22 protein-coding genes and 1 pseudogene are annotated in these 24520 nt (G+C 53.8%); 10 read left to right on the top strand and 13 right to left on the bottom strand.

Annotated elements, in window-relative coordinates; genetic code table 11:
* Window positions 1-99: 99 nt before the first annotated feature.
* The 3 genes from htpX to icd form a co-directional block, all read right to left on the bottom strand.
* Window positions 100-984 carry a protease HtpX gene (htpX, locus tag FDP13_RS18225; RefSeq protein ID WP_012769664.1) on the bottom strand — a complete coding sequence of 295 codons (885 nt, stop codon included), beginning with the start codon at window positions 982-984 and terminating at the stop codon, window positions 100-102.
* Between the two features lie 462 nt (window positions 985-1446).
* Window positions 1447-3615 carry an EAL domain-containing protein gene (locus tag FDP13_RS18220; protein ID WP_012769663.1) on the bottom strand — a complete coding sequence of 723 codons (2169 nt, stop codon included), beginning with the start codon at window positions 3613-3615 and terminating at the stop codon, window positions 1447-1449.
* Between the two features lie 828 nt (window positions 3616-4443).
* A complete protein-coding gene (gene icd / locus FDP13_RS18215) occupies window positions 4444-5697 on the bottom strand; it encodes an NADP-dependent isocitrate dehydrogenase (protein ID WP_012769662.1) in 1254 nt (417 codons plus the stop codon).
* Window positions 5698-5798: 101 nt separating this feature from the next.
* On the opposite strand from icd, the gene rluE reads away from it, so the two are divergent.
* From rluE to FDP13_RS18175, 8 genes are all read left to right on the top strand, one after another.
* Window positions 5799-6455 carry a 23S rRNA pseudouridine(2457) synthase RluE gene (gene rluE, locus FDP13_RS18210; RefSeq protein ID WP_143840078.1) on the top strand — a complete coding sequence of 219 codons (657 nt, stop codon included), beginning with the start codon at window positions 5799-5801 and terminating at the stop codon, window positions 6453-6455.
* Window positions 6448-6906 (top strand): NUDIX hydrolase, encoded by a 459-nt coding sequence (locus FDP13_RS18205; protein WP_033577533.1) that lies wholly within the window; start codon window positions 6448-6450, stop codon window positions 6904-6906. Before rluE ends, FDP13_RS18205 begins: the two co-directional genes overlap by 8 nt.
* Window positions 6907-7085: 179 nt before the next feature.
* Window positions 7086-8198: a tRNA 2-thiouridine(34) synthase MnmA gene (gene mnmA, locus FDP13_RS18200; RefSeq protein ID WP_033577548.1), complete on the top strand. Its 1113-nt coding sequence runs from the start codon at window positions 7086-7088 to the stop codon at window positions 8196-8198.
* Between the two features lie 384 nt (window positions 8199-8582).
* Window positions 8583-9215: a high frequency lysogenization protein HflD gene (gene hflD / locus FDP13_RS18195; protein WP_012769658.1), complete on the top strand. Its 633-nt coding sequence runs from the start codon at window positions 8583-8585 to the stop codon at window positions 9213-9215.
* Window positions 9216-9418: 203 nt separating this feature from the next.
* The gene (gene purB, locus FDP13_RS18190) at window positions 9419-10786 is read left to right on the top strand and encodes an adenylosuccinate lyase (protein ID WP_012769657.1); all 1368 of its coding nucleotides are present in this window, start codon (window positions 9419-9421) and stop codon (window positions 10784-10786) included.
* A gap of 329 nt (window positions 10787-11115) precedes the next feature.
* Complete coding sequence (phoP, locus tag FDP13_RS18185) at window positions 11116-11784, top strand: two-component system response regulator PhoP (protein WP_012769656.1); 669 nt, start codon at window positions 11116-11118, stop codon at window positions 11782-11784.
* A 55-nt stretch (window positions 11785-11839) separates the two neighbouring features.
* A complete protein-coding gene (gene phoQ, locus FDP13_RS18180; RefSeq protein WP_012769655.1) occupies window positions 11840-13291 on the top strand; it encodes a two-component system sensor histidine kinase PhoQ in 1452 nt (483 codons plus the stop codon).
* A gap of 222 nt (window positions 13292-13513) precedes the next feature.
* Window positions 13514-14635, top strand: a complete 1122-nt coding sequence (locus FDP13_RS18175; protein WP_033577531.1) for a cupin domain-containing protein — start codon at window positions 13514-13516, stop codon at window positions 14633-14635.
* Window positions 14636-14771: 136 nt separating this feature from the next.
* Here FDP13_RS18175 and pepT read toward each other — a convergent pair whose 3' ends face one another.
* The 8 genes and pseudogenes from pepT to FDP13_RS18135 form a co-directional block, all read right to left on the bottom strand.
* Complete coding sequence (gene pepT, locus FDP13_RS18170) at window positions 14772-16040, bottom strand: peptidase T (RefSeq protein ID WP_033577530.1); 1269 nt, start codon at window positions 16038-16040, stop codon at window positions 14772-14774.
* A 265-nt stretch (window positions 16041-16305) separates the two neighbouring features.
* On the bottom strand, window positions 16306-16527 hold the full coding sequence (locus FDP13_RS18165) for a FeoC-like transcriptional regulator (RefSeq protein WP_012769651.1): 222 nt from the start codon (window positions 16525-16527) through the stop codon (window positions 16306-16308).
* Between the two features lie 37 nt (window positions 16528-16564).
* Complete coding sequence (feoB, locus tag FDP13_RS18160; RefSeq protein ID WP_012769650.1) at window positions 16565-18889, bottom strand: Fe(2+) transporter permease subunit FeoB; 2325 nt, start codon at window positions 18887-18889, stop codon at window positions 16565-16567.
* A gap of 22 nt (window positions 18890-18911) precedes the next feature.
* Window positions 18912-19139 (bottom strand): FeoA family protein, encoded by a 228-nt coding sequence (locus FDP13_RS18155; protein WP_012769649.1) that lies wholly within the window; start codon window positions 19137-19139, stop codon window positions 18912-18914.
* Window positions 19140-19234: 95 nt separating this feature from the next.
* Window positions 19235-19474, bottom strand: a complete 240-nt coding sequence (locus FDP13_RS18150; protein ID WP_012769648.1) for a FeoA family protein — start codon at window positions 19472-19474, stop codon at window positions 19235-19237.
* Between the two features lie 445 nt (window positions 19475-19919).
* Window positions 19920-20231 carry a type II toxin-antitoxin system RelE/ParE family toxin gene (locus tag FDP13_RS18145; protein WP_143840077.1) on the bottom strand — a complete coding sequence of 104 codons (312 nt, stop codon included), beginning with the start codon at window positions 20229-20231 and terminating at the stop codon, window positions 19920-19922.
* Window positions 20228-20491 carry a type II toxin-antitoxin system ParD family antitoxin gene (locus FDP13_RS18140; protein WP_033577905.1) on the bottom strand — a complete coding sequence of 88 codons (264 nt, stop codon included), beginning with the start codon at window positions 20489-20491 and terminating at the stop codon, window positions 20228-20230. The genes FDP13_RS18145 and FDP13_RS18140 overlap by 4 nt, the downstream gene beginning before the upstream one ends.
* Window positions 20492-20519: 28 nt before the next feature.
* Window positions 20520-20924 (bottom strand): annotated as a pseudogene (locus FDP13_RS18135) (tyrosine-type recombinase/integrase); the annotation flags it as partial.
* Between FDP13_RS18135 and FDP13_RS18130 the strand changes: the two are divergent.
* Both FDP13_RS18130 and FDP13_RS18125 read left to right on the top strand, forming a co-directional pair.
* Window positions 20857-21165, top strand: coding sequence for a hypothetical protein (locus FDP13_RS18130; RefSeq protein ID WP_370512562.1), 309 nt, complete (start codon window positions 20857-20859; stop codon window positions 21163-21165). The pseudogene FDP13_RS18135 and the gene FDP13_RS18130 sit on opposite strands and share 68 nt — an antisense overlap.
* A 48-nt stretch (window positions 21166-21213) precedes the next feature.
* Window positions 21214-21435, top strand: coding sequence for a SymE family type I addiction module toxin (locus FDP13_RS18125; RefSeq protein ID WP_199886354.1), 222 nt, complete (start codon window positions 21214-21216; stop codon window positions 21433-21435).
* A gap of 65 nt (window positions 21436-21500) precedes the next feature.
* On the opposite strand, the gene FDP13_RS18120 is transcribed toward FDP13_RS18125, so the two are convergent.
* A complete protein-coding gene (locus FDP13_RS18120) occupies window positions 21501-21764 on the bottom strand; it encodes a hypothetical protein (RefSeq protein WP_143840075.1) in 264 nt (87 codons plus the stop codon).
* The coding region (locus FDP13_RS18115) for a hemagglutinin repeat-containing protein (protein WP_370512560.1) at window positions 21761-24520 on the bottom strand (2760 nt) is incomplete at its 5' end. The genes FDP13_RS18115 and FDP13_RS18120, both read right to left, overlap by 4 nt.

The raw sequence follows: 24520 nt of genomic DNA, 5'->3' as shown, positions 1-24520 counted from the left end.
TTTTGTCAGACGTTGAGCCGGATACGGCTGTAGCCACCGGGTAAGGGATAAAAAAACAAAGGCCCCGAAGGGCCTTTGCACAGAACATCGTCACGTTAATTACTTCAGGTATTCGCCCGAACGCAGCGCTTCAATACGCTTATCCAACGGCGGATGCGACATAAACAATTCGCTGAGCGATTTAGACTTACCATTGATACAGAAAGCCATCATGCTGCTTGCTTCCTGTGGTTCATAGCTGGTCTTCAGGCGCTGTAATGCAGCAATCATCTTCTCGCGGCCAACCAGTTTTGCCGAACCGGCATCAGCATGGAATTCACGGTAACGAGAGAACCACATCGTAATGATGCTGGCCAGAATGCCAAACACCAGTTCCAACACCATAGAAACCGCCATATAAACCAGCGGGTTTCCATTGCTGCTTTCCTCGCTATCATCACGGTTGCCGGACAAAAAGCTGGTGACGATTTGCGCGATGATACGGGAAATGAAGATCACAAAAGTGTTCACTACCCCCTGCACCAACGTCATCGTCACCATATCACCGTTAGCAATGTGACTGATTTCATGAGCAATAACTGCCTCAGCCTCATCACGACTCATGTTCTGCAATAGCCCGGTGCTGACTGCAACCAACGAACTATTACGGCGAGCACCTGTCGCGAATGCGTTAATATCGGGCGCATGATAAATAGCGACCTGCGGCATGGCGATACCTGCCTGCTGAGACTGGGCACGCACCGTCTCCAGCAACCAGCGTTCGGTTTCATCACGTGGTTGTTCAATCACCTCACCGCCGACGGAGCGCAGCGCCATCCATTTAGACATCAGCAGCGAAATGATCGACCCGCCGAAACCAAACACACCAGCCATGATAATCAAGCCTGCCATGCTGTTGTGCTGAACTCCCGTCAGGCTGAGTACCAGCCCGAATACCACCATCACCGCCAGGTTGGTGAGCAGGAAAAGCGCAATACGCATCATATGATTAAGATTTCCTCTTTCAGCAAAAGCAATAAAAGTGTTTGCAACAACCACATCGTATGGGTTGCGCGGCCATTTTCAAGCATCCATAACCTTTATGTTACCAAATTAACATAACTTTACACTTTTATTGGTAAATGTGGGGATAAAAGAATGGTTCTTCATCACGAAGAAACGGGCCGCCTGTAAGCGTAGCCATCGCCAGTATTCTCATCTGCATAATGTCAAAAGGAAGCAGAGAAACCGTTACGCTCACAGGCCGAGGTGTAATTAAATATAATTAATGTAATGTTTGCGTCATGTTCTCTGTTATATCGCGGCATAGGCTAAAGATTGCACGGTATGATGTCGCACAACCCTATTATTCTCGCCAGGTTGCGTGCTGTCGATACAAAAATATCTCGGGCATCCATTGCGTTTGTGCGGGTTAACAGATGCCCGCTACACCGGTTAAAGAGGTCGTCAGGCCAAAGGGGCGTTCTCCAGTTCCAGTAATTTCTCAAACTCCGCGGCCGGCATTGGGCGCCCAAACAGATACCCCTGCGCTTGCTCACACCCTTTATTGAGTAATCTTTCGCACTGTTCTTGCGTTTCTACCCCTTCGGCAATCACATCTAAACCAAAGCTTTTCCCTAAATAAAGGATCGCACGAACAATCGCTGCATCCGGTGCCGACTCACACATCGCTCGAACAAAAGTTTGATCGATCTTAAGCCGGGTAACCGGGTAGTGCTTCAACATGCTAAGTGAAGCGTACCCCGTACCGTAGTCATCAAAAGCAATGCTAATACCGCTGCTACGCAGTTCATTAAGCGGTTTCATCATACTTTCGTCATGTCGCAATATGATGTTCTCTGTAATTTCCAGCTCCAGCGCACCGGGTTTAAGCCCTGTTTGCATCAGAACATCTTTAATTTTCTGAGCTAAACGGCCCGAACGGAACTGTGCGGCAAACAAATTGATACTAATGCGGAAATTTCTCGCCCCGGCCCGGCACCACTCAGATGCCTGCTGGCAAGCGGATTGGACCACCCAATCGCCAATGCGCTCTGCCCACGGACCGCGCTCCAATGCAGACATAAATGCAGCCGGTCCTAGTAAGCCTTTATAGGGATGACGCCAGCGCAGCAGCGCCTCAGCCCCCACTATCTTACTGTTGACCAGACTCACCTGAGGCTGATAAAACACCTCAAACTCTTCCTGCTCATACGCCCTAATGAATTCCAGTTGGAAAGCGTGACGAGCCTGAAAAACCTCTCTTAACTCACGGGTAAAAAAGCGATAGCAGTTACGCCCATCCGCTTTCGCTTGATACAACGCCAAATCTGCACTGGTGAGTAAGTCTTGCACGGTTGTCCCATGCGTCGGGTACATCACCAGTCCAATACTGGCGCTGGTGTTGATTTGTTTGTTATCGACAAGCACGGCTTGCGAAATATCATGGATGATTTTTTCCGCCAGTTTCGCTACCCGCTCTTTATCATTCTGCTTCGGCAACAAAATAGCGAACTCATCCCCGCCCATGCGGGCAACCAGATCGCCGGACTGGACGTTATCCTGTAACCGCCTGGAGACACTGGACAAAATTTCATCGCCGCTGGCGTGTCCGAGGCTATCGTTGATATCTTTGAAACCATCCAGATCAATAATCATGATGGCCGCCGGCTCGCCGTTTTTCAGTACCTGATCCAACGTAGACGTCAGCAACGTGCGGTTAGCCAACCCAGTAAGAGGATCTCGGTGCGCCTGCAGGAATAACCGTTCTTCGTAGCGTTGTCTTTCCGTCGTATCACGCAAAATGATGCCATAACGCGTCTGATTGTGGTCATGCCACATGGATACCGTCAGCTCGGTTGGAATCATGGTGCCAGGCAAGGCTCGCGTTTCTAATTCAATCGAGCTGCCTTTAAAAATCGCGGTCTTGTCCGTTGCCAGGTGATGCAACTGCACAACAAACATATCTGGAACGATGCTGCTGATATGTTCACCGATGATCTGATCACGGCTGTACTCCAGCATTTTCTCTGCCGACTCGTTCCAGAAAGTGATCGTCCCTTTGTCATTAACGCAGAGAATGGCATCAGGCGACGATTCGGCAATACTCTCAAAACGGGCCTGACTGGCACGACGGGCCAGGTCCAGACGCCGCATTTCCAGCTTGTCCATCACCAGTGCGGCAAAATCCTGCAAGTTATGCGCATCGCGGGCACTTAGAGAAGCGCGGGGCTTGTTATCGATAATGCACAGCACTCCGATAGGAAACCCGCTAGGCGTCCGTAAGGGGATACCGGCATAAAAGCGAATGTGCGGCTCTCCGATGACCAACGGGTTATCTTTGAAGCGGGGATCTTTGCGCGTATCGGGGATCACCATGATCCGTTTCTTGAGAATCGCATGTGCACAGAAAGATTCGTCTCGTGACGTTTCACATACCGGCATCCCAATGCTAGCAGCAAACAGCTGTCGCTCTTTCTCTACCAACGAAATCAATACAATAGGGACATTGAAAACGTTGGCAGCCAAATTGATCAGATTGTCAAAACCAGGATCAGACAGCGGTTTGCTGATACCGTACTCTTGTAATGCCGCAAGTCGGCTTTTCTCATCTTTATTTGCTGGGGCTCGACTCATGGGGGTTCCCCTCACATTATCCATTGTTTTTTCTATCAGAAAAAATTGTAGCCTGTTGTCGCGATGATGCTTACCGTAACTTTTCACGCAAAAAAAATCACCGACGAATAAAATCCATCGATATCTTTCGATTAAATTTAAAACGATAACTGGCTACTGTCCCTCTTTGCTCTGTCTCTTCCCTACATCAGGGAACGCATCGGCCATGCAAATTATCGGACGGCATCAACAGAATAGCAAAATGCACACGCGGAGGAAGACCTAGCCGCCAAGATTTTCTGATTTCAATAAAAATAAAGGGAATTACAAGTGGTTAATTATTCTAATAGATCGTTATTCCCAATCATCAATCAAAACTTGATAACCTATCGCTATAAGATGTTTTAATCTGTTACCTTTCACCGCGAACCAATACGCTAGATACCTTTTCGCCACAGACTTAAATACAAGAAAACGCTTTTTCTTTAAGAAAATCGGCACGTAAAACCAAAATAATAATTACCTTATTGGTGTTATATCAGACACCAATCCTATTCCAATTCGATGCTGAAACGAGCGGAGAACCCCCCCTTCTGTTTACGTGTTGGCGTTATTACAAACAGTAACTGATGACAAATGCGGATAAAAAGCATCATAAAAGAGAAGAGAATGTAAAGTGATGCCTCAAATTGACAGAACAAAAGCGTTGACAGAAAAACATGCGGAACAGTAAACCCGAAAGGCCCAACATTGCTGCGGAATAATGCGTTAGAGAAACAGTATAGACAACAAAACAGTAACCTCACGGCGGTCTTGCCACCGTGAGGTTTTATTCGATGTCGCCATCGATTACATGTTGCTGATGATATCCTGCGCAAACTCGCTACATTTCCGCAGCGTAGCGCCTTCCATCAGACGTTCAAAGTCATAGGTGACCGTCTTGTTCTTGATCGCGCCTTCCATACCTTTCACGATCAGATCCGCTGCTTCAAACCACTCCAGGTGGCGCAGCATCATTTCAGCAGACAGAATAACGGAACCTGGGTTCACTTTGTCCTGGCCGGCATACTTCGGTGCAGTACCATGCGTAGCTTCAAACAGTGCGCACTCGTCGCCGATGTTGGCGCCCGGCGCAATACCGATCCCGCCGACCTGTGCCGCCAACGCGTCAGAGATATAGTCGCCGTTAAGGTTCATACAGGCGATCACATCATATTCAGCCGGACGCAACAGAATCTGCTGTAGGAAGGCATCGGCAATCACATCTTTAACGATGATATCTTTGCCGGTTTTCGGGTTCTTGATTTTCACCCACGGCCCACCGTCGATCAGCTCACCACCGAACTCTTCGCGAGCCAGTTGGTAGCCCCAGTCTTTGAACGCGCCTTCGGTGAACTTCATGATGTTGCCTTTGTGCACCAGCGTCACGGAGTCGCGATCATTCGTGATGGCGTATTCAATCGCGGCGCGAACCAGACGTTTGGTCCCGGCTTCAGAACAAGGTTTTACACCAATGCCGCACTGCTGCGGGAAACGGATTTTTTTCACACCCATTTCATCTTGCAGGAACTTGATGACTTTGTCCGCTTCCGGCGTACCGGCTTTCCATTCGATACCGGCGTAAATGTCTTCGGCGTTTTCACGGAAGATGACCATATCGGTCAATTCAGGATGTTTAACCGGGCTCGGCGTGCCTTCATAATAGCGAACCGGACGCAAGCAAATATACAGATCCAGCTGCTGGCGCAGCGCTACGTTCAGAGAACGGATACCACCACCCACCGGCGTGGTCAGCGGCCCCTTGATGGCTACACGGTATTCGCGGATCAGATCCAGCGTTTCATCCGGCAACCAGACATCTTGACCATACACCTGGGTGGATTTCTCACCGGTGTAAATTTCCATCCAGGAAATTTTGCGCTTACCCTGATAGGCTTTATTTACCGCGGCATCGACAACGTTAATCATGGCTGGCGTAACATCGACGCCAATACCATCACCTTCGATAAACGGAATGATCGGATTAGCCGGCACGACCAGTTTACCCTGAGCGTCAACCGTGATTTTCTGCCCTTCTGCCGGTACAACTACTTTACTTTCCATTAACCTCTCCTTCGAGCGCCATTTTGTTAATGACTTGTAAGATGCGTGTCAATACTACTTGAATATTTAGCCTGAGCCAATCACAAACCATTTCGAGTATAATGGTTTTGTCATTCACAGCCAGTAATAAGATGAATAAATTCCCTGTTAAAAATCACCGACTTAAACGATTCAGCTCTCGGCCAAAAAAAAATGCGCCGACGGCGGCGGCACAGGCGCGCATCGTTTTGTTCAATAAACCTTTCGATGTCCTGTCACAGTTTACCGATGAAGGCAGCCGCGCTACGCTGAAAGATTATGTCCCCTTGCGCGATATCTACGCTGCCGGCAGATTAGACCGGGACAGCGAAGGTCTGATGATACTGACTAACGATGGTCAATTGCAGGCGCGCCTGACACAACCCGGCAAGAAAACCCCTAAAATTTATTACGCTCAGGTTGAAGGTATTCCCGACGACGAGGCCCTTCACGCTTTTCGAACCGGCCTGCAACTCAACGACGGCACGACATTGCCGGCAGGTGCCGAGCGAGTGGAGGAACCCGCATGGCTGTGGCCGCGCCAGCCGCCAATCCGCGAGCGAAAAAACATTCCGGTTAGCTGGCTCAAAATCACGCTGTACGAAGGCCGTAACCGGCAGGTAAGGCGCATGACGGCGCATATTGGTTATCCGACGTTGCGTTTGATTCGTTACAGTATGGCTAACCAGACTCTTGATGGGTTATCTCCCGGCGAATGGAAGGAAATCGACCATGTTTAAACCGCATGTAACCGTAGCCTGCGTTGTTCAAGCGGAAGGCTACTTTCTGGTAGTTGAGGAAGAAATCAACCATCGCCGGCTATGGAACCAACCGGCTGGTCACCTGGAAGCGGACGAAACGCTGATTCAGGCCGCACAGCGCGAGCTATTCGAAGAAACCGGCATTCATGCCACGCCGCAAAGTTTTCTGCAATTACATCAGTGGATCGCGCCGGATAGCACCCCTTTCCTGCGCTTTAGTTTCACTATCGACTTACCTGAGCGGTTACCCACCACGCCTCACGACAGCGACATCGCCTGTTGTCACTGGCTGAAACCGGAGGATATTCTGCAGTCATCCTGTTTACGTTCGCCCTTGGTCGCCGCCAGCCTGCACTGTTATCAACGCGGACAGCGTTACCCGCTGAGCCTGCTGGAAGCATTTAACTGGCCTTTCCCCGATCCAGCCTGACGCCGCCCGGCTCGCGCCAGCTCAGGCGGCGAGCCCTCTTCCGTATGAGGCCGGTTATCGGGAGAAATAATCGGGTGTCAGGTAAATGTGTGATCAGAATAAATGTGTTAACCTGTTGCGCCTGTTTTTTGCTTTAACGCTTTACACCACCTCATTGAGTTTGAGTTCGCGAGATGTCCATGTCAGATAACAGCCAGAAAAAAGTGATTGTCGGTATGTCCGGCGGTGTTGACTCATCGGTTTCCGCCTACCTGCTGCAACAGCAAGGTTATCAGGTTGAAGGCCTGTTCATGAAGAACTGGGAAGAGGATGACGACACGGAGTACTGCTCTGCCGCCACTGATTTGGCTGATGCGCAGGCGGTGTGCGACAAGTTGGGAATTGAACTGCATACCGTCAATTTCGCGGCCGAATATTGGGACAATGTTTTTGAACATTTTCTGGCGGAATACCGCGCCGGCCGCACTCCCAACCCGGATATTCTGTGCAACAAGGAAATCAAATTCAAAGCCTTCCTGGAGTTTGCGGCAGAAGATTTGGGCGCGGATTACATCGCGACCGGCCATTACGTACGTCGTCATGACATCGATGGAAAAAGCCATCTGCTGCGCGGTCTGGACGGCAACAAAGACCAAAGTTATTTCCTCTATACACTGAGTCACCAGCAACTGGCCCAAAGCCTGTTCCCGGTCGGCGAATTGGAAAAACCACAGGTGCGGAAAATCGCCGAACAGCTCTCTCTGGCGACCGCCCGGAAAAAAGACTCCACCGGTATCTGTTTCATCGGCGAGCGCAAATTCCGCGACTTCCTGGCACGTTACCTGCCTGCACAACCCGGCCCAATCTTGTCCGTCGACGATGGTAAAGTGATGGGCGAGCATCAGGGCCTGATGTACCACACGTTGGGGCAACGCAAGGGGCTCGGCATCGGCGGCGTGAAAGAAGGCGGTGACGACCCGTGGTATGTGGTTGATAAAGACGTTGCCGGCAACGTGCTGTATGTCGCTCAGGGCCATGAGCACCCACGCCTGATGTCCGTCGGGTTGATCGCGCAGCAGTTACACTGGGTCGATCGTGAGCCTCTGGCGGCACCACTGCGTTGCACCGTCAAAACCCGCTATCGTCAGGCCGATATTCCCTGTGTGCTGACGCCGCTGGACGCCGACCGCATTGAAGTTCGTTTTGACGAACCGGTAGCGGCCGTCACGCCGGGCCAATCCGCCGTATTTTACCTGGGCGAAGTGTGCCTTGGCGGCGGTATCATTGAAGAACGCCTGCGCGCGGCGCAATAAACCGCAAACCCATATCGTATCCAGGGGAATCCGTGTGATCCCCTGGCATTTCAGGCTCCACGCTTCCCCGTTTACCCTATCGGCTACACCGTGCGCCATGTCAAATAAAACACGGCGTTGGCACCTTTTCCGCTGTCATGACACTAAACTTTGAATTATCGGACGATCAGGACAGCAGATTTGCAGCCCAGACTGGGTTTCGCCAGGTTGATGCTGGGTTCATCCTGATTTTTATGGCATGATCATCGCCTTTTTAGGCTGTGTGAGTGGAAAAGCCGGAGATTTCTGCCGGTTTTGCTTTTTCTTCTGGACCGCAGCGGAAGTGCAGACAGTATGGCTATTCCGGGCTCACACGCCGGCCAGATGATGTTGACAGGAGTAATTGTGGCTAAAAATTATCATGACATTACGCTGGCGATGGCAGGAATCTGCCAGTCTGCTCACTTAGTGCAACAATTGGCACATCAGGGCAGTTGCAATATGGATGCATTAAAAACGTCACTGAAAAGCATCATGAATATTAACCCCGCCAGTACACTGGATGTCTTTGGCAATGCGGAACAGAATCTGAAGATTGGGCTGGAAACTCTGCTGGGGATCCTTAATTCATCACGCGAAGGTCTGGGGGCGGAGCTTTCACGCTATACATTCAGCCTGATGGTACTGGAACGTCGCCTGCACAATAACCGCGAAGCGCTGGATGAATTAGGCAACCGCATCAATCAGTTGGATCGTCAACTGGATCATTACGACTTGTTATCGGATACGTTTATCAATGTGCTCGCCGGTATTTATGTTGATGTTATCAGCAAACTCGGCCCGCGCATTCAAGTGACTGGCGCGCAGGACGTGCTAAAAAACCCGCAGACTCAGGCGAAGGTTCGGGCAGTGTTGCTGGCCGGCATTCGTGCCGCCGTACTCTGGCAACAAGTAGGCGGTAGTCGGTTGCAACTGATGTTCTCCCGCAACAAGCTGGTGCGCCACGCGCAAGGGATCCTGACCCACAGTTACAGTTGACCCGGCCGGTCACCGGTTGATTGACGGCGGCTGCTTATTCCGGTTCAGCCGCCATCATGAGATACTGTTTACCAAGAGATACGACCTACCGTCAGATACGCTCTGTTATGAGATGTTATCTGCCATGAAATGCTTTTCGTCATGCGGTAGGATGGCAACAATCTATGTTACTTATTTGAAAACAATCCCAGGAGTTGCTTGCGATGGAATTATCCTCACTGACCGCCGTTTCCCCCATTGATGGACGCTACGGCGATAAAGTCAGCATGTTGCGCACTATTTTCAGCGAATACGGCCTGCTGAAATTCCGTGTGCAGGTTGAAGTACGTTGGCTGCAAAAATTGGCGGCCTGTGCAGAAATCAAGGAAGTTCCTGCATTTGATGCCGACGCAAACGCTTTCCTTGACAATATTGTCGCCGAATTCAGCGAAGAAGACGCCGCGCGCATTAAAACCATCGAGCGCACCACCAACCACGACGTCAAAGCAGTCGAATATTTCCTGAAAGAAAAAGTGGCGGCGGTGCCGGCACTGAATGCGGTAAACGAGTTTATCCACTTCGCCTGTACTTCCGAAGATATCAACAACCTGTCCCATGCCCTGATGCTGGACACCGCCCGTCGCGATGTGCTGTTACCGTTCTGGCGTAATATCATTGATGCCATCAAACAGCTGGCGCAGCAGTATCGCGATATTCCGCTGCTGTCCCGTACTCACGGCCAGCCGGCTACGCCGTCGACTATCGGTAAAGAGTTCGCGAACGTCGCCTATCGAATGGAGCGCCAGTTCCGTCAACTGCAACAGGTGGAAATCCTGGGCAAAATCAACGGCGCCGTAGGCAACTATAACGCCCATATGGTGGCGTATCCTGCGGTTGACTGGCACCAGTTCAGCGAAAGTTTCGTGACCTCGCTGGGTATTCAGTGGAACCCCTACACCACGCAAATCGAACCCCACGACTATATTGCCGAGTTGTTCGATTGCATCGCCCGTTTCAATACCATTCTGATCGATTTTGACCGTGATATATGGGGTTACATTGCCCTTAACCACTTCAAACAGAAAACCATCGCCGGTGAAATCGGCTCCTCCACCATGCCGCACAAAGTTAACCCGATCGATTTCGAAAACTCCGAAGGCAATCTGGGGCTGGCGAACGCGGTAATGAGCCACCTTGCCAGCAAACTGCCGGTATCACGCTGGCAGCGCGATCTGACTGACTCTACGGTGCTGCGTAACCTGGGTGTGGGAGTCGGCTATGCCGTCATCGCTTATCAGGCGTCGCTAAAAGGCATCAGCAAACTGGAAGTCAATCGTGACCATCTGCTGGATGAATTGGACCACAACTGGGAAGTTCTGGCTGAACCGATCCAGACAGTAATGCGTCGTTACGGTATTGAAAAACCGTACGAGAAACTGAAAGAACTGACCCGCGGCAAACGTGTCGACGCCGAAGGGATGAAAGCCTTTATCGATGGTCTGGCGTTGCCGGATGACGAAAAAACACGTCTTAAAGCCCTGACTCCGGCCAATTACATCGGCCGCGCCGTCAACATGGTTGACGAACTCTAACCTCACTTCGGGCGGCATACCCGGCCGCCCGGCTTAGCGCCTATATAAGACAGGCTATTATTTCCTGCCCAACCGTTTAACCTCAGTTGAGCACAACTGTGGATAATGCTGCTGCAACCGCTAAAAATAGAGCATTGCTATTGTTGGCTATCCCACCTGGTGCCAAAGCGTATGGATGCACACGGCAAAGCCTGTACAACGCGTTGGTAGTTCACTAAGTTTAGACAGCTACTGCATAGTGATAGTTACTGCATAGTGATAGCGACTACGTAGTAATAGTGACTACGTGTGGATCGCTCTCATCAGGAAAATGACCGAGGAAAACCGTCATGCGCATTCTTGTCGTTGAAGATAATGTTCTGCTACGCCATCACCTCAATGTCCAGTTGAATGAAATGGGGCATCAGGTTGATGCCGCAGCGGATGCGAAAGAAGCGGATTATTTTCTTCAGGAACATGCGCCGGACATTGCGATTGTCGACCTGGGCCTGCCGATAGAAGATGGCACCAGTTTAATCCGTCGCTGGCGCTCGCATCAGGTCAAGCTACCGATTCTGGTTCTCACCGCTCGGGAAAGCTGGCAGGAAAAAGTGGCGGTACTGGAAGCCGGCGCCGACGATTATGTCACTAAGCCGTTCCACATAGAGGAGGTCGTTGCTCGTATGCAGGCGTTGATGCGCCGCAACAGCGGCCTGGCTTCGCAAATCATCAGTCTGCCGCCCTTTGAAGTCGACCTGTCACGCCGGGAATTGCTGGTACATGGCGAAGCAGTCAAGCTGACGGCGTTTGAATACACGATCATCGAAACGTTGATCCGCAATAATGGTAAGGTCGTCAGCAAAGAATCGCTCATGCTGCAACTCTATCCGGACGCCGAGTTACGGGAAAGCCACACCATTGACGTCCTGATGGGGCGGTTACGCAAGAAACTGCAATCCGCCAACTCCCATGATGTCATCACCACGGTGCGCGGGCAGGGTTACCGCTTCGATATCTAATCATTCTTGACGATATATTTTACTCTGGACGATATATTTTACTCTGGAGAGTAAGTTGAAAAAATCGCCTTTTTCGCTGCGTTTTCGTTTTCTGATCGCAACCGCGGCAGTGGTACTGGCGCTGACGCTGTCCTATGGCATTGTCGCCGTGGTGGGATACAGCGTCAGTTTTGATAAGACATCATTCCGCCTGCTACGTGGCGAAAGTAACCTGTTTTATAGTCTGGCGCAGTGGCATGACAATCAACTGACTATCGCCACGCCACCAGAAATCGACATCAATTACCCTACGCTGGTGTTTATCTACGATAAGCACGGCAATTTGTTGTGGCGTGAACGCGCCGTCCCGGAGCTGGAATCCCAGATAAAACCGGAATGGCTGGAAAAAACGGATTATCACGAGCTGGATGCCGACAGCAACACCAGTAATGCCGTATTGCAAGGCAGTAACCCACAAATGCTGGATAAGTTGCACGCCTACAGTTCGGAAGACAAAACGCCGTTCACCCACTCTATCGCGGTCAATGTTTACCCGGCGTCGGAGCGTTTACCCAAGCTGGTGATCGTGGTGGTAGACCGGGTCCCGCAGGAGCTGCAACAGGCGGATGTAGTCTGGGAGTGGTTTCGTTATGTGTTTATCGTGCATCTGGTGCTGGTTTTACCGTTACTGTGGCTGGCGGCACACTGGAGCTTGCGGCCAATCAAGCATTTGGTTCACCAGATTAGCGAACTGGAGCACGGTTCACGCGAGCACCTGGACGAAAACCCGCCGCAGGAGTTGAACAGCCTGGTGCGTAACCTCAATACACTGTTGAGCAATGAGCGCCAGCGTTATCACAAATATCGCACCACCCTCACCGACCTGACCCACAGTCTGAAAACGCCGCTGGCGGTGTTACAAACCACGCTGCGCTCGTTGCGTACCGGCAAAGAGCTGACCATCGAGCAGGCCGAACCCATCATGCTGACGCAAATCAGCCGTATCTCACAGCAAATCGGTTATTACCTGCACCGTGCCAGCGTACGAACAGAACACCTGTCCATCACGCGGGAAGTGCACTCCGTTCCGGCGCAACTCGATGCGCTCTGTTCTGCATTGAATAAAGTGTACCAACGTAAAGGCGTAGTCCTGACGATGGATATTGCGCCGGAGCTGACGTTCATCGGCGAGAAAAATGATTTTATGGAAGTCATGGGTAATATTCTCGATAACGCCTGCAAGTATTGTCTGGAGTTCGTAGAGATCAGCGCGCGTTATTCCGGCCAAAAACTGCATCTGGTGATTGAGGATGACGGCCCCGGTATCCCCGATAGTAAACGGGAAGTGATATTCCAGCGCGGACAACGGGCGGACACGTTGCGTCCCGGTCAAGGCATCGGGTTGTCGGTCGCGGCAGAAATCATCGAGCAATATCAGGGAGAGATTCTGATCGGTAGCAGTGCGCTCGGCGGCGCCAAAGTAGAAGCGATTTTTGGCCTCCAGCATCTCGGGCAGAATGAGGGGTAATGCACTCTGCCGCCCATCGCCTACAATGACATTATTGACGATGTCATCACCGGCAATACTCAACCATTATCACCCACAGCCGAACCGCTCACAGCCGATTGAAACGGCTGCCCTTTGCCACCTGCCGTTTCATTTGTGCGTTTCATTTGTGAATTGAGTGTGAACATCGGCACGGCGACTTCGTTATAATTGCCGATAGCTCCCTATTACTGGAAATGCGTTATGGACTACCAACTTAATCTCGACTGGCAGGATTTTCTGACACGGCACTGGCAACAAAAACCGCTCATCATCAAAGGGGGGTTCCGGCATTTCATCGATCCGATAAGTCCGGATGAACTGGCCGGGTTAGCGATGGAAAACGAGGTGGACAGCCGTCTGGTCAGCCACCGTGACGGCCGTTGGGAAGTCAGCCACGGTCCGTTTGAAAGCTACGATCACCTGGGAGAGAGCAACTGGTCTCTGCTGGTGCAGGCCGTCGACCACTGGCATGAGCCTTCCGCCGCGCTGATGCGTCCTTTTCGCCGGTTGCCCGACTGGCGCATTGACGACCTGATGATTTCATTCTCTGTTCCGGGTGGTGGCGTCGGCCCGCACCTCGATCAATACGACGTATTTATCATTCAGGGCACCGGCCGTCGCCGCTGGCGCGTTGGCGACAAAGTGCCGATGAAACAGCATTGCCCTCACCCGGATTTACTACAGGTTGAACCGTTCGAGGCCATTATTGACGAAGAGCTGGCGCCTGGGGATATTCTCTACATTCCCCCCGGTTTTCCACATGAAGGCTACTCGTTGGAGAACTCCCTCAACTACTCGGTAGGTTTTCGTGCGCCCAGCGCCCGTGAGCTGGTCAGCGGCTTTGCCGACTATGTGTTGTCTCGGGAGCTGGGCGGGCAGCGTTACAGCGATCCTAATATTGCCACTCGCGCTCATCCGGCGGATGTGCTGCCGCAGGAGCTGGATAAACTCCAGCACATGATGTTGGAGCTGGTTCAGCATAAAGAGGCGTTCCATCAATGGTTCGGCGAATTCGTGTCTCAATCACGTCATGAGCTGGATCTGGCGCCGCCGGAACCGCCCTATCAACCAGGCGAGGTATACGACTTGTTGCAACAGGGCGAAGCGTTGCGTCGTCTTGGCGGGTTGCGGGTATTACGTATCGGCGCCGAGTGCTTCGTCAACGGCGAGCGGTTGGGGAATCACCCGCCGCAAGCCATCGCCGCACTGGCGCAATACGATGTGCTGAATGCCGAACGTCTTGGCGATACGTTGGACGACCCTTCTTTCCTCGTTCAATTAACCGCACTGGTCAACAGCGGTTATTGGTATTTTGTTGACTGATGCTTGATTGCAGGCGTTACGAACTGATTATCGTCATCCCCACCCCCTAAAACCAAGAGACGCCGTTCGGCGTCTCTTTTTGCTCACATCTGTTACTCACGTCTGTTACTAACATCGGTTGCTCACATTGATGTCATCAGGCTTTAACCGACAAGCTATCACTGTGAGTTTGCCGGGTTTTGGCCCGCATCGCCGTCAGTTCGGCAATACGCATGATCACCGAGACCGCGCTTTCCATCCCTTCCAGCGTCACAAACTCATGCTTGCCGTGGGCATTGTAGCCGCCGGTAAACAGATTAGGACAGGGCAACCCGCGGAAAGACAGTTGTGCGCCATCCGTGCCGCCACGAATCGGCTGCATCAGCGGTGTCACTCCGCAATCACGCATAGCCTGCTGCGCCAGTGCGATAATATGCGGATATTGCTCCACCTGTTCGCGCATGTTGTAGTAACTGTCGGTAATCGTGACCTCGATGTAGCAATCCGGGTGCAGCCCTTTGCCCACCGTTTCGGCGATATCCAGCAGCGTTTTTTTGCGTCGCTCGAAGCTGTCGCGCTCAAAATCGCGAATGCTGTAATGCAGCTCCGCCCGCTCTACCGTTCCCTTCGCGCTATGCAGATGATAAAAACCCTGATACCCCTCGGTATGCTCCGGAACTTCATCCGCCGGCACCAGTTGGTGAAACCGCGTCGCCAGCGACAACGCATTAACCATCACCCCTTTGGCCCAACCGGGATGCACATTGTTGCCGACAATTTTTATAACGGCCGATGCGGCATTGAAGTTTTCATACTCCAGTTCGCCCACACCACCGCCGTCTACCGTGTAAGCCCATTCGGCCCGGAATGCGTCAACATCAAAATGTTGCGCGCCTTTACCGACTTCTTCATCCGGCGTAAATGCCACACGGATCTCACCATGCGGGATCTGCCGTTTTTTCAGCCGCACCAGCGCGGTCATGATCTCAGCAATTCCCGCTTTATCATCCGCGCCCAGCAGTGTTTTGCCGTCGGTCGTGATCAGCGTTTGGCCCAACAGGTGGTGCAGCACCGGGAACATCACCGGCGACAACACCTCGTCGCCCATACCCAGAGCGATATCACCGCCACGGTAATTCTCTACAATCTGCGGGTTAACGTGCTTGCCGCTAAAATCCGGCGAGGTATCCATATGCGCGATAAATCCCACCACCGGCACCGGCCAGGCAACATTGGCAGGTAACGTCGCCATCACACAACCGTGTTTAGTGACCGATACCTGTTCAAACCCGAGTTCAATTAATTCCTGTTGCAGCGCCTGCGCCAGTTTCATCTGCCCTTCCGTGCTCGGCACCTGCCGCACGCCCGGTCGGGACTGGGTATCAAACGCAACATAATTCAAAAAACGATCAAGTAACTTTTCCATCATCACCCCCTCCGATGGATCACATGTTTCATTATGTAGAGGGTGCCTATGCCACATATTGCGTCAGGTCAGTTTTTATTGGTTTTCCACCTGACACAACCGCCTGACACCGCCCATGACACCGGGCTGTAGGCCCGCAATGCGCCGGATTCGCCATAAAAGCCCACAAGCAGTTAATAAACAGGCAACATCCCAGGAGACTGGCGACGGCACGTCGCCACAAGGCAGGAGCCGAGGGCGGCGGCTCAGCACCGCCCTCGGAGGATTACAACCACTCGTAATACTGGCCCAGGCGCTTATCACACCCGCAACAGCCGCCGCATTTGGGTGCGGCATCGCCAGCGTGAAACCGGATTTTGCCTTTTTGCACCCACACCGCCAGCATTCTTTCCACCACGCCTGGGTCTGCCCGAAAAGCCGCGCTAATGTCTTGCAGCGACACTTTGTTTCTTTCGCGGACAAAATCCCGCAATTCGAGTAGCGTCATCATCTCTCCTCGGCGGGCGGTAAACCCGCCCGACTGATTATTTCACTTCACCTATCACAGCACGCTGACGTTGCAGCCCATTACGACGCAACAGCATGACCGTGATAAACAGCATTGCAGCAACCCCCAACAGTGAGCACAGCGAGTACAGCGGATGCTGACCAAAACGCCCAATCTGATAGACCACCACCGCAGTGCTATAGCCAACCTGAATGGTCCAACCGGCGCAGAACAGCGTCCAGGCGGTTCCCACCTCACGCCAGATAGCCGATACCGACGCCACGCAAGGGATGTACAACAACACCATCAGCAGATAGCTGAATGCCCCAAGGCGCCCATCAAACAACTGCGTGATCACCGTCAGCGACGTCACGGAAAACTTGTTGTCTTTGGCGATGGTGGTGGTATCCGACAGATCCCCAACGTTGATCCCCAACGGATTCAGCACGGCATCGCCCAGCTTGCCCAGATTCTCCGGGATGGTCGCTAACGCATCATGAATGCCGCCGCTCAGGCTGAAGGTTTTGGCCTCCGCCTTGCTACCGCCGTCTTGCGAGGCCGCCATCGCGCCGTACAGCGAATCCAGCGTACCGACAACCGCTTCCTTGGCGAAGATCCCGGTGAATATCCCCACGGCCGCCGGCCAGTTTTCTTCACGAATCCCCATCGGTTTAAATACCGGCACAATCGCTTGTCCCACCGCCGACAACACCGACTTCTGGGTATTCTGGTTACCGAAAGAGCCGTCGGTGCCCATTGAGTTAAGGAAACCCAGTACGGTCACCACCACCACAATCAGCCGACCGGCACGCAGCAAAAACCCTTTCAAACGCTCCCAAGTGCGGATCAGCACACTGCGCAGGCTGGGCAAGTGATAAGGCGGGATCTCCATGACAAATGCGGAAGCATCACCCTTCAGCGCGGTATTTTTCAGCAAAAAGCCGGTGGCGATGGCCGCGGCGATCCCCACCAGATACAGCCCGAATACCAGATTCTGCCCCCCTTCGACGAACAAGGCCGAAGCAAACAGCACGTATACCGGCAAACGCGCGCCGCAGGACATAAACGGCGCCATCATCACGGTGACCACGCGATCGCTATGACGCTCCATGGTGCGGGTCGCCATCACCGCCGGCACATTACAACCAAAACCGACGATCAACGGCACAAACGCCTTGCCCGGCAACCCGATACTGCGCATGAATCGGTCCATCACAAACGCGGCCCGCGCCATATAGCCGGAGTCCTCCAGCCAGGACAGGAACAGATACAAGCAACCGATCACCGGAATGAACGTGGACACGGTCTGGATACCGCCGCCTACACCGTCCGCCAACAGCGTTTTCAGCCATTCCGGCGTATTCAGCGCCAGCAACAACTCGCCGAATCCATCCACCAGCAGGGTGCTGAACAGCTTGTCGAAGAAGTCGATAAACGCACTGCCGATATTGATGGTGAAAACGAACATCAGGTACATCACCAGCAGGAAGATCGGTATACCGAAAAAACGATGCAGTACGATGCGGTCAATCTTGTCGGTCAGGGTCGCAGAGGCTTCGCCGCGGCGGGTAATGACCTCGCGAGCCACCGCCCCGACGAACTGATAACGCGCATCGGCCAGAAAAATATCCAGCTCATCTTCATACTCGGCCACCAATCGGGCTACCTGCGCATCGGCAAACGCCAGCGCGTCGGCAGGCACCCGGTCACGCACCGTCACATCGCCTTCCAGCAACTGAATCGCCAACCAGTAGGGATTGCGAATGGCCGGCAACCCCTGCAACTGTGCCGCTATCGCTTGCGCGGCCTGATTCAACGGTGCATCGTAAGGAATCGATACCGGTGGAATCACCGGTGTCGCCAGCGCCGCCTGACACACCTCGTGCAGCATCCCGATACCGTGCTTCTGGCTGGCGGTAATCGGGATGACCGGACATCCCAATCGCTGCTGCAAACCGGCGATATCAATGTCCAGTTTGCGGGCGGTGGCGATATCCATCATATTGACGGCAACCACCATCGGCACCTGCATATCCAGCAACTGCGCAGTGAGATAGAGATTACGTTCCAGGTTGGAAGCATCGACGATATTCAGCACCAGATTCGCTTCGCCGGACAGGATGTAATCACGCGCCACCCGCTCATCTTCCGAACTCTCGGAAGACGGGTTCAGTGAATAAACCCCCGGCAAATCCACCAGCGTCACCTGCTGCTGTTGATAACGGTAACTACCGACTTTCTTTTCCACCGTGACGCCCGGCCAGTTACCGACTGTTTGTTTACCGCCGGTCAGCACGTTGAATAACGTCGTTTTGCCACAATTCGGGTTACCCACCACGCAAATTACGGGTTGCGTACTCATAAAAAATCCTTACCTGCCCGGATTAACATTTTTCCAGTATCAAAATCTGTGCTTCGCCTTTACGCACGCTAATCGCGGCACCGCGCAGACGCAGCTCAATCGGGTCTCCCAACGGCGCCACGCGCGACACCGAAAACTCCACCCCCGGCGTCACACCCAGCGCCAGCAGACGCTTACGGTAATCCGCCGATCCTTTCTGAAACCCCAACACACGCCACTGTGTGCCCACCGCCAATGCTTCCAGTGTCATCGCTGTATAGCCTCATGCCCATGATTGCGTCAGAGAAACGACTGTTGTCTGAACCTGTTGTTATAGATTGATTGTTATAGATCGATTGATGCCGATTATTGCTGTGGCGACACCCACACCAGCTTGCCCATCTCCCAGTTGATCGCCACGCGGCTATCACCGGCGGCCAGCATCAACGGTTGATTAGCATCACGCTGAATGACGCGCACCTGCCCGCCGACGCGGATGCCAAGCTCAGTCAGCCGCTGCTGGTATTCGCCCGTTGAACGAATTCGCGCCACCACGGCATTCACGTTAAGAGGGAGATCAAGCAGCGTTTGAAGACTCAGAGCCATACGACATTCCTTCACTGACAGTGTGCGGCACCCCGCCGACCAAGCGGCGGTAATGCATCAAAGAAAGTAATAACGATTATCAATCATATTCCTGTCCGCGAGCCGCCTCTTGACGTGCGTCAAGGGAGGTGAAGATTGGGGTGGGACGTCAGAAGAGTAAGGTGTGTCTGTAGCCCCCTGAATTTAGTCTTACCGCGTAATAGAGTGCTCTGGTTAAAATACAATCAGCGGAAGCCCAACGGGCCGACTTCATTCTTTGGGGTAGATGTTGAGGATAACGCGAGGGGGGAATATCGGATGGCGTCTGGGCTCAACGCTGACGCCGGTGTTTCCGGCGGCACAAGGCGGCCAGGAAGCCGAAGAATGCACACCACCGCCGACAACGGAAGGCGCAGCCTTGCGCGACGGGCTGTCTGCCGCTCCCGGCGGACTCGCCCAGAGAGCGCTAACTTTGCGGGCTGTCCGGCAACACACTGAACAGACTGTCGATATCACGCGCACCATGCAGCACACGCTCTATCCGCACCGCCGTTTCCGTTGTGCCGTACAGGATAAGATAACGCCCGTAGCTGCAACTTCTGATGCTGCGCCCCAGCTCCGGGCGTTCACGGTACAGCCAGGGATTTTCGCCTATCAGGATGCACTGCTGGTACAGGCTTTCCACGAAGCTCATCGCCCGCACCGGATTGTCCTGCGCGATATAGTCGCCTATCGCCTCGATATCCTGCTCGGCCAGCGGCGATATGCTCACGTTCATTCCGGCTGCTCACCTTCCGCCATCCGGCGGTATTTCTCCGTCAGACGACCGAACACCGCCTGCGCCTCCTTGCCCGGCCCGCTGTTCACGCCCAGCTCTACCGCCGCCCGCAGCGCATCCAGCTTCATCTGCTGCTCCCGCTCTTCCAGCGCCCGCAGCCCGGCGCGGACCACTTCGCTGACATTGTTGTAACGCCCGCTGTCGATTTGTTCACGGATAAACTGCTCGAAGTATGGACTTAACGCGATACTGGTTGCCATCATTGCCTCCAACCACACAGGATAATATCTATTCATATCTGTTAGTATTTTCTTCCTTTGCTGCGCCGTCAACCCCTTCGTCCTGATGCGCGTCATCATCCACCATCAGGTCAGCCAGCAGCCCGGTTTCATCACTGTCCGACTGCTCCGCCGGATGGGTACTCGCATGAACCGCCTGCAACGCCCGGATGCTCACCTGCGTGTAGATTTGCGTGCTCTCCACGCTCGCATGGCCCAGCATCGCCTGTATCCACCGCAGGTCCGCCCCGTTCTCCAGCATTTGTGTCGCCATCGCATGGCGGAACAGGTGGCAGCTTCCCCATTTCGCTATCCCCGACGCTTTGATGTAATGACTGACCAGATTGGTGATTCCGTTCGGCGTCAGTCCCTCGATGCCATCCAGTGCCTTGCAGTGCGGATTAACCCGCAGTTGCTGGCCTCACCACTCCAGCCAGCGCAGCGCCCGCTTTCAGGCGGTGTCGCTGCAAGGGGCCTGGCTTACCGACGGGATGCCGCTAAAAATACGGGTCATGCCCGGCTGCATGGTCATCACCGCCCAGAACACCCGCGAACTGTGGCACTGTCTCGAAGGTCTCAGCATTGAACCCTTTGACCCGGACGCGGCGGCCAACTGGATCAAGCATTATCCCGGCGGCCTTAAGTTTGCCGAGTAACCAACACCACCTCCGGCCCGCGCCGGGGGTGTTTGTTTTAACGCGGGGGTGTCGGGGCATCGCCCTGACCGGGTGGTTTTGGGGGCACGGCCCACTGGCGGTGGCCACAAAACATTTCCTGTCCGGTTACTGAAGCTTTTTCGGGCAACCCTGCCACAACCCACCCTCAAGGGCCGCTGGCTGGAAAACCTCGGCTTTAACACCGGCCAGCCGGTTATCGTCGCCGTCGAGCGCAGGCGGCTGGTGATTGAGGCGGAGCTGAGGATCTGACCGTTAAAAACAACGCTCCCGACGCGAAGACAGGGATCGACTGTTAGCCAATAGTCCGAAGTAACTTATTTCCGCCTGTTTTTTAGATAGCGATCTATTTCCGCAATAATCCATAAACCAGCGCCTAGGATAAAACCGATGACAGTTCCAATTTTTATTATGTATATCAACGTATCGATTTCTTTATTTATATCAAAAACTACCCCCCCTGTTTTAAAAAAGACAATAGCCAAACCAATAGGAATACCGATTAAACCAACTAATGGTGTAACAACAATATAAAAAGAAACAAACATAAGAAGAAATTTCAGCCTGATATGCCATTTCATTTTTCACTTCCTCCATGCTTCATTGCTTTTTCAATCTGATAATCAGTAGCAGCACTAGCAACACCACCGATAACTGTCCCACCTACGTCAGCCGCATCACTGGAATAACCATGAGAGATTACTCTTTGCGTAAATTTGCTACCAACTTTGTCACCAACATATGTACCAACAGCATTACCAAGCATTGCAGCCGTGGGATCTTCTCCTTTAATAATGCTTCCTATATAAGCTCCACTCGAGTTAATGAACATATTCATCAACACTGAATTTCTTCCTTGGGTTAATGCCCCAGTCCCGAATGCAATAGCCGTATCGCTATAACTATATTTATCCGTTGGCGACATTGTCATGAATTGTTTGGCTACATCCGTTGCCGCACTCAGAGTTCCGCCACCAATAACTCCAGCAGTTCCTGCTATTGGCCCGAAATACCACCCTCCAGCAATAAGAGCACCACTCGTATAACCATTCACTATAGCCTTAGAAATATCCTGCCCTTCCGGCATAACGCCCGTCACCAACTTATGCATTCCATCCTGCTTCTCAGCATCAGTAACAGGATTTAGCACATTTCCATTTTCATCAGTCAGATTGGTATTGTTCCATAGTGATGCCACAGATTGACCATAATTCGTTAACCCTGACGGCAGGCTGAACCCATCACCCAGTGCGTTATTCTCCACCGCATTGCGTCCGGCCTGTGCGCCGGTGGCGGCACCGGTGGTATTCCCCGACGCAATCCCCGACGCCAGACCCGCCGCCAGTGAAGCCAGCGCACTCACCGACTGTTTTTCCGCTTCCGTCAGGTCGCTGGTGTCCCGCCCTGAGTACAGCTCTTTCATGATCAGCAGCCGCGCCGTCAGTTCGCCGCTGGCTGCCCCCACCGCGCCCGACACCGCATCCTTGCCGGACAGTTGCGCCACCACCGCACCCATCAGTGCATGGCCCATCGCATTGGCCGCGATGTCCGATGCCGTGGCTTTCTTCTCGTCCACCGGCATCGTCACGTCTTTCACCAGTTGCGCCAGATACGGCGCCGACGCCCCGGCCAGCGCCTGCTGCAGGTTACCCCCGCCCGCCAGCGCCTGAATCGCCGCCGTCGCCGCCTGTGTCGCCCGCTGCAGGTCGCTGCCGGTGCCGTAAGACGCCATCACCGCCTTGTAATCCGCCGTTTCCGTCAGGTCTTTCTTGTATTTATCCCAGTCTTTTTCGGATGCGTTATCCGCCGGCCGTTTCACATCGCCTCTGGCTTCCGCCGCCCGCACCGCGCGGATTTCGCCTTCGGTACGGACAACGTCCATCACCTGCGCACCCAGCTCGCCCACCCTCTGCGCCGTCTGCAGGCGTTTCTGCTCTTTCTCCTTGTCGAAGATCGGGCTCAGCGCATTGTTGGCGTGCGCCACATCCCGGCTCAGCGCGGCAATATCTTGCTGCTGTCCGGCCTGATTGCGGATGACCAGCGCCCCGTCGCTCACCGCCGCGTAAGTGGTGCTGCCGGCATTGCCGCCACGGCCCATCGACATCAGCGCCGATGGCGCGGTCAGCGCGGCCGATTTCAGCATATCCGACATGCTCAGCGACGGGCTGGCACTGAGCCCGACACCGCTGTGCGACACCGAAAACTCGGCCCGGTTGTCGATATTGCTAAAGCCCAGCGTGCCGGTATCCAGCCGGTTTTTATCCGCGCCGGCGGTCGAACCAATCACCGCGCCATCCAGTTGCGTGTGGTTGCCGACGTGGATGTCGTAACCGCCGGTGCCCGCAAACAGCCCGCTCTGCTGCTGCACGCTGTCAAAGCTGCTGTGCATTTTGTCCTGGCTGGCGCTCAGGTAACCGCTGCCGGTCATGCTGCCGAAGGTAAAGCTACCGCCCGCCGACACACTGGTCTGCTTCGAGTCATAGCGGTTGCTGTCCTGCTGACTTTTCAGCAGCAGGTCGCCGCCCACGTTGGCCACAATGCGCTCGCCGCTGACCTGCGCCCCCGTCAGACGCGTGTCGCCGCCGCTGGTCAGCCCGACCTGCTGTCCGGCATCCACCGTGGTTTCCGACCAGCTGTTGCCGCTGCCCAGCTCACGGCCTTTGGCCGCATTGACGTTGGCAAACACGCTGAATCCGGCACTGTTGCCGCTCAGACCGAAACTGACGCCGATATTCCCGCCGCTGCTGCTGTTGCTGCCGGTCATCGACTCGGTGTTGCGCGCCGAGAGCAGATTAATCGCCCGGGACGCATTCAGCTCCACATTGTTGGCCGCTTTCAACTGGCTGCCGACGGCGGTGATATCGCCCTGACGCGCCACCACGCTGATATCATGACCCGCGTTCAGCGTCGAGGCAAAACTCTGCGACTGTTCACTGGTCTGGCTGCTGCTGACGCGCTGCGCCCCCAGCGACACGCTGATGCCGACAAACGACGAGGCACCCTTGTTATTGGTATCCACCTGCGTGCCCTGATACGCCTGATACCCCGACAGTACCGCCTTCATGCCCTGCAATGCCTGCAGACGGCTGTCGCTCTGCTCCCGTACCGCCTGTATCGCCTGTATCGCACTGTTGAGCGCCGACCCGACCACGCCGGACAGCGCAACGGTCAGTCCGGCGGTTTTCTGCTCCATCGTCTGCGACTGCCGGCGGGTATCGTAGCCCGGATCGATGGTGACCGTATTGCCCGCCACCTGAATGTCCCGCGCCGCAATCACATCGGTGCCCGTCAGCGCCACGTCCTGCCCGGCACGCAGACTCACCGACCCGCCGGTGCT

This window comes from Dickeya sp. ws52, assembly GCF_007210685.1.
Taxonomy (GTDB): Bacteria; Pseudomonadota; Gammaproteobacteria; order Enterobacterales; family Enterobacteriaceae; genus Dickeya; species Dickeya chrysanthemi.
Note: the sequence above shows the minus strand (reverse complement) of the source record. Positions and strands in the feature narration are given on the sequence as shown.

Coding starts and splice junctions, on each gene's coding strand:
- rluE (WP_143840078.1), top strand. CDS start 5,799: ATGGTTTTGTCATTCACAGCCAGTAATAAGATGAATAAATTCCCTGTT.
- FDP13_RS18220 (WP_012769663.1), bottom strand. CDS start 3,615: ATGAGTCGAGCCCCAGCAAATAAAGATGAGAAAAGCCGACTTGCGGCA.
- FDP13_RS18140 (WP_033577905.1), bottom strand. CDS start 20,491: ATGGCAACCAGTATCGCGTTAAGTCCATACTTCGAGCAGTTTATCCGT.
- FDP13_RS18205 (WP_033577533.1), top strand. CDS start 6,448: ATGTTTAAACCGCATGTAACCGTAGCCTGCGTTGTTCAAGCGGAAGGC.
- FDP13_RS18175 (WP_033577531.1), top strand. CDS start 13,514: ATGGACTACCAACTTAATCTCGACTGGCAGGATTTTCTGACACGGCAC.
- phoP (WP_012769656.1), top strand. CDS start 11,116: ATGCGCATTCTTGTCGTTGAAGATAATGTTCTGCTACGCCATCACCTC.
- FDP13_RS18165 (WP_012769651.1), bottom strand. CDS start 16,527: ATGACGCTACTCGAATTGCGGGATTTTGTCCGCGAAAGAAACAAAGTG.
- mnmA (WP_033577548.1), top strand. CDS start 7,086: ATGTCAGATAACAGCCAGAAAAAAGTGATTGTCGGTATGTCCGGCGGT.
- FDP13_RS18155 (WP_012769649.1), bottom strand. CDS start 19,139: ATGACACTGGAAGCATTGGCGGTGGGCACACAGTGGCGTGTGTTGGGG.
- FDP13_RS18120 (WP_143840075.1), bottom strand. CDS start 21,764: ATGAAATGGCATATCAGGCTGAAATTTCTTCTTATGTTTGTTTCTTTT.
- FDP13_RS18150 (WP_012769648.1), bottom strand. CDS start 19,474: ATGGCTCTGAGTCTTCAAACGCTGCTTGATCTCCCTCTTAACGTGAAT.
- htpX (WP_012769664.1), bottom strand. CDS start 984: ATGATGCGTATTGCGCTTTTCCTGCTCACCAACCTGGCGGTGATGGTG.
- feoB (WP_012769650.1), bottom strand. CDS start 18,889: ATGAGTACGCAACCCGTAATTTGCGTGGTGGGTAACCCGAATTGTGGC.
- icd (WP_012769662.1), bottom strand. CDS start 5,697: ATGGAAAGTAAAGTAGTTGTACCGGCAGAAGGGCAGAAAATCACGGTT.
- pepT (WP_033577530.1), bottom strand. CDS start 16,040: ATGGAAAAGTTACTTGATCGTTTTTTGAATTATGTTGCGTTTGATACC.
- purB (WP_012769657.1), top strand. CDS start 9,419: ATGGAATTATCCTCACTGACCGCCGTTTCCCCCATTGATGGACGCTAC.
- FDP13_RS18145 (WP_143840077.1), bottom strand. CDS start 20,231: ATGAACGTGAGCATATCGCCGCTGGCCGAGCAGGATATCGAGGCGATA.